The sequence below is a fragment of the Streptomyces sp. NPDC091292 genome (assembly GCF_044757265.1).
Classification (GTDB): Bacteria; Actinomycetota; Actinomycetes; order Streptomycetales; family Streptomycetaceae; genus Streptomyces.
This window is the reverse complement of the sequence record NZ_JBIVUQ010000044.1, coordinates 1-9,470: the sequence shown is the minus strand read 5'-3', so window position 1 is coordinate 9,470 and position 9,470 is coordinate 1. Positions and strand designations below refer to the sequence as shown.

1 protein-coding gene and 1 pseudogene are annotated in these 9,470 nt (G+C 68.3%); both read left to right on the top strand.

From position 1 onward, the window contains the following. Positions 1 to 3: 3 nt before the first annotated feature. Positions 4 to 711, top strand: a pseudogene (locus tag ACIQNU_RS43695) (AMP-binding protein); the annotation flags it as partial. An 81-nt stretch (positions 712 to 792) separates the two neighbouring features. Beyond that, positions 793 to 9,470, top strand: an 8,678-nt coding sequence (locus ACIQNU_RS43690; RefSeq protein WP_401378278.1) for an amino acid adenylation domain-containing protein, incomplete at its 3' end; no start/stop codon positions are given.

Sequence of the window (9,470 nt, the reverse complement as noted above, 5' to 3'; positions counted from 1 at the left end):
GGGGTGTTGGATGGGGTGGGGTGGTCGGGTGTGGGGTGTTTGTTTGTGGGGTCGGAGCGTGTGGGTGAGGGTGTGGTGCGGGAGTGGGGTGGGGGGCGTCGGTTGTTTGTGGGGTATGGGCCGACGGAGGTGTCGGTGATTGCGTGTGCGGGGTTGGCGGATGCGGGTGGGGGTGTGCCGTCGATTGGTCGGCCGTTGGCGAATACGCGTGTCTACGTACTCGACAAGCAGTTGCGTCCCGTGCCGGTGGGTGTGGCGGGTGAGTTGTTCATTGCGGGTGTGGGTGTGGCCCGGGGTTATGGGGGGCGGTCTGCGCTGACGGGGGAGCGGTTTGTTGCTGATCCGTTTGCTGGGGATGGCAGCCGGATGTATCGGTCGGGGGATGTGGTGCGGTGGTTGGAGGATGGGCGGCTGGATTTTGTGGGGCGTGCGGACGATCAGGTGAAGGTGCGGGGTTTCCGGGTGGAGCCGGGTGAGGTCGAGGCGGTGCTGTCGGCTCATCCGGGGGTCAGGTCGGCTGTGGTGGTGGCTTTCGGGGTGGAGGGGGATCGTCGGCTGGCGGCGTATGTGGTGCCGGTGGATGGGGGTGTGGGTGTGCCGGCGGTCGCTGAGTTGCGGGGGTTTGTGGGGGAGCGGTTGCCGGAGTTCATGGTGCCGTCGGTGTTTGTGGAGTTGGCGGGGTTGCCGTTGACGGCGAATGGGAAGTTGGATCGTTCGGCGTTGCCGGATCCTGAGGGTGTGGGGCGGGTGTTGGGGGGGTTTGTTGCTCCTTCGGGTGTGGTGGAGGAGTTGTTGGCGGGGATTTGGGGGCGGGTGCTGGATGTGGAGCGGGTGGGCGCGTTGGACAGCTTCTTCGAGCTGGGCGGGCACTCGCTCCTCGCCATGCGGGTGATCTCCCAGGTCCGCGAAGTGCTGGGTGTCGAGGTTGCGATGTCGGTGTTGTTCGACCGGCCGACGGTGCGGGGGCTTGCGGAGGTGGTGGGGGAGTCTTCGGGGGCTGGGGTGCCGGCGATGGTTCCGGTCGGCCGGGGTGAGCCGTTGCCGTTGTCGTTCGCGCAGCAGCGCCTGTGGTTCCTCGACCAACTCGACCCCGGATCAACCGAATACAACCTGCCGATGCCCATCCGGCTCGACGGCGCGCTCGACGTGGCGGCACTGACCGCAGCGTTGGACGCGTTGGTCGTGCGGCACGAGGTGCTGCGTACCCGCTTGGTGGCGGACGCGGACGGCATACCGCATCAGGTGATTGACCTGGCCGAGCGCTTCTCGCTCGCGGTCGTCGATGTGTCCGGCGAAGCCGACTCCGCCCAGTCCGGGGAGGAGTTGCTGCGCGCCGATGCGATGAGGCCGTTCGACCTGACGAGTGGTCCACTGGTCCGTGCCACCTTGATTCAGATGGCGGACGAGAAGCACGTTCTGGCGTTGGTGGCGCACCACGCGATCTTCGACGAGTGGTCGGATCACCTGTTCCAGCGAGAGCTTACGGCCCTCTACGAAGCCTTCCGAGCCGGTGAGCCGGACCCGCTCCCGCCGCTGCCGGTGCAGTACGCCGACTTCTCCGTCTGGCAACGCGCCTGGATGTCCGGTGATGTGCTGGACGGCCAGCTTGCCTACTGGCGAGACAAGTTGGCTGCCGCGCCCGTACTCGACCTGCCTACCGACCGGCCGCGTCCGGCTGTTCGTTCCTCTGCGGGTGCCGTGCAGCGGTTCAGTGTGTCGGCGCGTACTGCTAGGGCGTTGCGGGAGCTGTCGGGTGAGTTGGGTGCGTCGATGTTCATGACGCTGCTGGCGGCCTTTGATGTGTTGTTGGGTCGGTATGCGGGTTCGGATGATGTGGTCGTGGGGACGCCGGTGGCGAACCGGGATCGTGTGGAGACGGAGGGCTTGATCGGGTTCTTCGTGAATACGTTGGTGCTGCGTGTGGATCTGTCGGGTGATCCGTCGTTCCGTGAGTTGGTGGGGCGGGTGCGGGAGACGGCTCTTGGTGCGTACGCGCATCAGGATGTGCCGTTCGAGCAATTGGTGGACGAACTCGTCACCGAGCGGGACCTCTCCCGGACCCCGCTGTTCCAGGTCCTGTTCAGCTATGTCGCCGACGGTGGTGCGTACATCAACCCGGATGGCGCCCTGCCCTCGAAGTTCGATCTGTCGGTCCGGGTCGAGGGTGGCGACGACACCCTCTCGGGGCGGATCGAGTACAGCACCGCGCTGTTCGATGCGACGACGATGGAGCGCCTGGCGGGCCATCTGGTCACTCTGCTGGACGCGGTTGTTGTGAACCCGGAGCAGCGGGTGGGTGAGTTGCCGGTTCTTTCGGTGGGTGAGCGTGAGTTGGTGGTGGAGGGGTGGAATGCGTCGTCGGTGGTGTTGCCGTCGGTGGGTGGCGTACATGAGCTGATCTCGGAGCGGGCTTCGGTGGCTCCGGATGCGGTGGCTGTGGTGGCGGACGGGGAGTCCGTGACGTATGGCGGGTTGATGGCGCGGGCGAACCAGCTGGCGCAGTACCTTCGCGATTCCGGTGTGGGTGCTGAGTCGGTGGTGGGTTTGTGTCTGCCGCGTGGGGTGGACATGGTGGTTGCGATGGTGGCGGTGTGGCAGGCGGGTGGTGCGTATCTGCCGCTGGATCCTGAGTATCCGGCTGATCGGCTGGAGTTCATGCTTGCGGATGCGGGTGTGCGGGTGGTGGTGGGTGAGCGGTCTCTGGCCGGGGGCCTGACGGTTGAGCGTGGGGTGTGGCTGGATGATCCGGCGGTCGCATCCGCCTTGACAGGGCTGCCTTCGACGGCGCCCGACATCGTGTCGTCGTCTCCGGATCAGTTGGCGTATGTGATTTATACGTCGGGTTCGACGGGTCGGCCGAAGGGTGTGCAGGTTGCGCACGGCAGTGTGGTGGGCATGGTGTCCGCTCTGGGCCCGGTGCTGGGTGCGGGCCCTGGCGTGCGGATGCTTCAGTTCGCCTCGTTCAGTTTCGACGCGGCGGTACTCGACGTCGCCGTAACGCTCGCCTCGGGCGGTGCCCTGGTGGTGGCGACTTCGCAGGAGCGGGCGGAGAGTGCGCTGCTGACATCGATGCTGCGTGCCGATGGTGTGAGTGCGGCGAGTGTCGTCCCCTCCCTGCTCGGGGTGCTGGACCCGCGCGAGGTTCCCGGAGTGGGGACCCTACTGCTGGGTGCCGAGCGGCTGACGGAGCCGGTGGCCCGTGCCTGGTCAGCCGGCCGTCGTCTCGTCAATACCTACGGTCCGACCGAGGCGACCGTCATGGTCACCACAGGCACCGTGGAGCCGGATGGTCTGTCGGGTGCGCCGGCGATCGGTGCCCCGGTGGGCAACGCCCGGGTCTACGTCCTGGACGAGCGGCTGAACCCACTGCCCGTGGGAGTCGCGGGTGAGGTGTACATCGCGGGCCCGCAGGTGGCGCGCGGGTACCGGGGCCGTCCCGGCCTGACAGGTGAGCGGTTCATTGCAGACCCGTTCGCCGCCGACGGCACCCGTATGTACCGCTCCGGGGACCGGGCACGCTGGCTGGCGGACGGGCAGCTCGACTTCGTCGGGCGTGCGGATGGTCAGGTGAAGGTGCGTGGTTTCCGGATCGAGCCGGGCGAGATCGAGGCGGTCATCGCCGCCCACCCGCAGATCCGCACCACCGCGGTGGCGGCATTCGGCGAGGTGGAGGACCGGCGCCTGGTCGCCTACCTGGTCCCCGCCGACCAGACGGACGGCATCCCGCCGATCGCCGAGATCCGCGAGTTCGCGAGCACGCGACTGCCCGCCTTCATGATCCCGGGTGCCTTCGTGGCACTCGACACCCTGCCGCTGACTCCGAACGGCAAGCTCGACCGGGCGGCTCTGCCCGAGCCGGAGGGCGAGCGGCCTGAGCTGGTGGACGCATTCGTGCCCCCGAGCACCGGCACCGAGGAACTTCTCGCCGGCATCTGGTCTCAGCTGCTGGGCCTGGACCGGGTCGGCGTAACGGACAACTTCTTCGAGCTGGGCGGCCATTCCCTGCTGGCCACACGCGTGAGGTCTCGTGTCAGGGAGCTGATAGGGGCTGAGCTTCCCCTGCACGTGCTCTTCGACCGGCCGACCGTGCGCGGTCTGGCCGCCGCTGTCGAGCGCGCCGGAGAGGCCGGCACCGTGCCACCGCTCGTCATCGCGGACCGGAACGAGCCGCTGCCGTTGTCGTTCGCGCAGCAGCGCCTCTGGTTTCTGGAACAGATGGACCAAGAGGCCGCTGAGTACAACGTCGCACTGCCCGTCTGGCTGCGCGGAGAGAAGCCGGATGTCGGCGCACTCACCGCTGCTCTCGGCGCCGTCGTGACACGGCACGAAGTCCTACGCACCCGGCTCGTCGCCGGTGCGGACGGCATTCCGTACCAGGTGGTGGACCAGCCGTCGGACATGTTCCCGCTGGCGCTCGTCGATGTGTCGGCGGAGCGCGATCCGGAGACCTCCGCCCGCGAGTTGGTCGCCGCTGACGCGGCGCAGCCCTTCGACCTGGCGGCCGATTCGCTCATTCGCGCCATGCTGATCCGGGTGGCTCCCGACGAGCACGTTCTGGCGCTGTCGGTGCACCATGTGGTGTTCGACGAGTGGTCGGACCAGATCTTCCGCAGCGAACTCGCGGCTCTGTACGAGGCGTTCCGCGACGGTGAGCCGAACCCGCTCCAGCCGCTCGACGTACAGTACGCGGACTTCGCGGCCTGGCAGCGGCAGTGGCTTACCGGCGATGTGCTGGAGCGGCAACTCGCCTACTGGGCAGGGCACTTGGCGGGTGCCCCGACCCTTGAACTGCCCACCGACCGGCCCCGGCCGCTCGTGCGGTCCACCGAGGGCGCGGCGATCCGATTCAGCGTCCCCGCCCGTACGGCGGACGCGCTGCGTGTCCTGTCGCGTGCGCGTGGCACGACGATGTTCATGACGCTCCTTGCCGCCTTCGACGTACTGCTGAGCCGCTATGCGGGCTCGGAAGACGTGGTGGTGGGCACGCCGATCGCGAACCGCAACCACGCCGAGACGGAAGACCTGATCGGGTTCTTCGTCAATACCCTCGTCCTGCGCACCGACCTGTCCGGCGACCCGTCCTTCGCCGAACTCGTCGGTCGTGTGCGCGAGACCTCTCTGGCGGCCTTCGCCCACCAGGACCTGCCGTTCGAGCAGCTCGTGGACGATCTGGTCGGTGAGCGGGACCGGTCCCGCACCCCGCTGTTCCAGGTCATGTTCACGTACGAAACCCGGGGGACGGGCGCCGGCCCCGGCCGCGGTGACCTCTTCGGCCCGGACGCCCTCGCGACCGACTTCCTCGCGGACAGTCTTCCGGCGAAGTACGACCTCCTGCTGACACTGGGCGACAGCGACTCTGGTATTGGCGGTGGCGGTGGCGTCGCCTCCGAAACCAGTGGTCTGGTCGGCGAGATGCAGTACAGCACCGCGCTCTTCGACGCCTCCACCGTCGAGCGGATGATCGGGCACCTGGTCGGCCTGCTGGAGACGGTGTCGACCGACGACACGCGACCACTGTCGCAGGTGGCCCTGCTGTCGGCGGACGAACAGGACCGCATGGTCGCGGAGTGGGCCGACTTCGCGACGCCGCCGCCCGTGGCAGGCGGCGTACCGGCCCTGATCGCCGAGAGGGCCGTGGAGGCTCCCGACGCTGTGGCCCTTGTCAGCGGTGAGCGGCAGGTCACCTATGCGGAGCTGATGGCGGGCGCGAGCCGTCTCGCGCACCGGCTGCGCGACGCGGGGGTGGGCCCCGAGACCATCGTCGGACTGTGTCTGGACCGTGGTGTCGACATGGTCACCGCCATGTTGGCCGTGTGGCAGGCCGGCGGCGGTCACCTCTCCCTGGACCCGGGACACCCCTCCGAGCGGCTCGCCTTCATGCTCGCCGACAGCGGCGCGAAGGTGGTGGTGACGCAGCAGCATCACGTCGCCACACTGACCCAGGTACTGAGCGCCATACCGACCGACGTGGCGACCGACGTACCGACCCATGTACTGGCCGACACCCAGCGCGGGGTCGCACCCCTGCTGGTACTCGACGATCCCAGGACGGCCGCAGACATCGGCGAGCGCCCGGCCACCGCACCGGTCGCCGTCACCGAGCCCGGACAGATCGCCTATGTGATCTACACGTCTGGCTCGACCGGTCGCCCCAAGGGCGTCCACGTTCCGCACGCGAACGTCCAGAACCTCCTCGCGGCTGCCGACAGCACGGAGACGTTCGACCTCGGGCCCGATGACGTGTGGAGCGTCATTCACTCCTCGGCGTTCGACTTCTCCGTCTGGGAGATCTGGGGAGCGCTGACGCACGGCGCCCGGTGTGTCGTCGTACCGACGGAGACCGTGCGGCAACCCTGGCTGCTCCGCGACGTCCTCGCCGCCCAAGGTGTGACCGTCCTGAGCGCCACACCGGAGCTGTTCCGACAGGTGGCCGAGGCCACCGGGCCGGGTCGCGCACCCTCGGACCTGCGGTTCGTCGTCTTCGGCGGGGACGCGCTGCAACGCGTGCATGTGGAGCGGTGGGCCGACGCGTGGGGGCTCGACACCCCGGTCCTGGTCAACATGTACGGCATCACGGAGACGACGGTCCACGTCACCCAGCATCGGATCGACGCCATCGACATGGATGCCGATCCGAAGCTGCCGCTCGGGCGTGCGCTCCCCGGCTGGGGGGCCCTCGTACTCGACCAGCACCTCATGCCCGTACCGACTGGTGTGCCCGGCGAGTTGTACATCGGTGGCGCCGGTGTCGCGCGTGGTTACGGCGGACGCCCTGCGCTCACGGCCGAGCGCTTCGTGGCCGACCCGTTCGCGGGGGACGGCTCCCGGCTCTATCGCTCGGGCGACCGGGCCCGCCTGCTGCCCAGCGGGGTCCTGGAGTACCTGGGCCGCGCCGACAAGCAGATCAAAGTACGTGGATTCCGGATCGAGCCGGGGGAGATCGAGGCACTTCTCGCCGCCCACCCGGGGGTGCTGTCCGCCGTGGTGACGGCCACCGGCGACAGCACGGACCGACGCCTGGTGGCCTACCTGGTCCCGGCCGATCACACCGAGGGTGCTCCGACCGCGGGCGAGCTACGCACCCACCTGCGCCGTGACCTGCCGGACTACATGGTTCCGGCCGCCTTCGTCGAGCTTGCGGCGCTACCCCTGACCGCCAACGGAAAGCTGGACCGGGCGGCGCTGCCGCAGCCAGAACCAGCACACTCCGCCGCCGCCGACTTTGTCGCACCGGCCGGTGCGACGGAGGAACTGCTCGCGCGCATCTGGTCCGAAGTGCTCGGCGTGGACGGGATCGGCGCCGACGACAACTTCTTCGAGGTGGGTGGGCACTCGTTGCTCGCCACCCAGGTGGTCTCCCGCATCCGGGAGGCGTTCCTGGCCGAGGTTCCCCTCTCCGCGCTGTTCGACCGGCCCACGGTGCGTGAGCTGGCGCCGTTCCTGGAGCACTCGGGCACCAGCACCGTCGTACCCCCGGTGACGCCGGTCGACCGGAACGAGCCGCTGCCGCTGTCGTTCGCGCAGCAGCGCCTGTGGTTTCTGGACCAACTCGCGCCCGGGGCCGCGGAGTACGCCCTGCTCTCACCCGTGGAATGGAACGGCCCCCTGGATGTGGCGGTGTTGGGTGCGGCGCTGGGTGGGGTGGTGGCGCGGCACGAGGTGTTGCGGACGCGTCTGGTGGCGGGTGCGGACGGTGTGCCGTATCAGGTGATCGACGAGCCGGCGCCGTTCCCCCTGCCGGTGGTCGATGTGTCGGCCGAGCCCGACCCGCGGACAGCCGCGCGGGCGCGGGCGGCCGAGGACGCGGTGGTGCCGTTCGACCTGGCGACAGGACCCCTGGTGCGGGCGACCCTGTTCCGGCTGGGAGCGGAGGAGCACGTCCTGGCGCTGGCGATCCACCACGTGGTGTTCGACGAGTGGTCCGACCGTGTCTTCCACCGCGAGCTGACCGCGCTGTACGAGGCGTTCCTCGCGGGCGACCCCGACCCGTTGCCGCCGCTCGCCGTGCAGTACGCGGACTTCGCCGTATGGCAGCGACAGTGGCTGGACGGCGAACTGCTCGACGGCCAACTCGGCTACTGGCACGCCCAGTTGAACGGCGCGCCAACCCTGGACCTGCCCACCGACCGGCCCCGGCCGCCGGTCCGCTCGACGGTCGGTGCGGTGACCAGGTTCGACATCCCGCAGGAGACGGTCGAGTCGCTGCGTGCGTTGTCGCGTGAGTGTGGTGTGTCGATGTTCATGACGTTGTTGTCGGCGTATGTGGTGTTGTTGGGTCGGTATGCGGGTTCGGATGATGTGGTGGTGGGGACGCCGGTGGCGAACCGGAATCGTGCGGAGACGGAGGACTTGATCGGGTTCTTCGTGAATACGTTGGTGATGCGTGCGGATCTGTCGGGTGATCCGTCGTTCCGTGAGGTGTTGGGGCGGGTGCGGGAGACGGCTCTTGGTGCGTATGGGCATCAGGATGTGCCGTTTGAGCAGGTGGTGGAGGCGTTGGTGTCGGAGCGGGATCGCTCTCGTACGCCGTTGTTCCAGGCGCTGTTCAACTATGACTTCGTTGAGGGTGAGACTGGCGAGGGTGAGACCGGTGAGGGTCGGGGTGGGGGTGGTTCGGCCGGTGTGGTGGGTCGGTCGGTCGACCGTAGTGGGAGTGTTTCGGAGAGGGTGGTGGCGAAGTTTGATCTGCGGTTGGTGTTGAGTGATGGTGGGGTGGGGTTGGGTGCGGAGTTCGAGTACAGCACTGCGTTGTTCGATGCGGTGACGGTGGAGCGGTTGGGTGGGCATTTGGTGGCGTTGTTGTCGGCGGTGGCTGTGGATGCTGATCGGCGGGTGGGTGGGTTGCCGTTGTTGTCGGTGGGTGAGCGTGAGGTGTTGGTGGGGGGTTGGGGTGGTGGGGGTGTGGGGTTGCCGGCTGTGGAGTCGTCGGTGGGTGTGGGTGGGGTGCATGAGTTGGTTGCTGGGTGGGGTGTGGTGGCTCCGGATGCGGTGGCGGTGGTGGCGGGTGAGGAGTCGTTGACGTATGGGGGGTTGATGGCGCGGGCGAACCGCCTTGCCCATTATTTGCGGGGTGTGGGGGTGGGTGCGGAGTCGGTGGTGGCGTTGTGTCTGCCGCGCGGGGTGGAGATGGTGGTGGCGGTGTTGGGGGTGTGGCAGGCGGGTGGTGCGTATTTGCCGTTGGATCCGGAGTATCCGGTGGAGCGGCTGGGCTTCATGCTGCGGGACAGCCGGGCGACGGTGCTCGTGGGTACCGAGGAGTTGGTGGATGAGTTGCCGGTGGGGCGTTTGCGGACGGTGGTGGTGGATGATCCGGCGGTGGTGTGTGTGTTGGCGGGGCTGCCGTCGGAGGCGCCTGGGGTTGCTGTGGAGCGGGGGCAGTTGGCGTATGTGATGTATACGTCGGGGTCGACGGGGCGTCCGAAGGGTGTGTTGGTGGGGCATGGTGGGTTGGTGAATTATGTGGTGTCGGT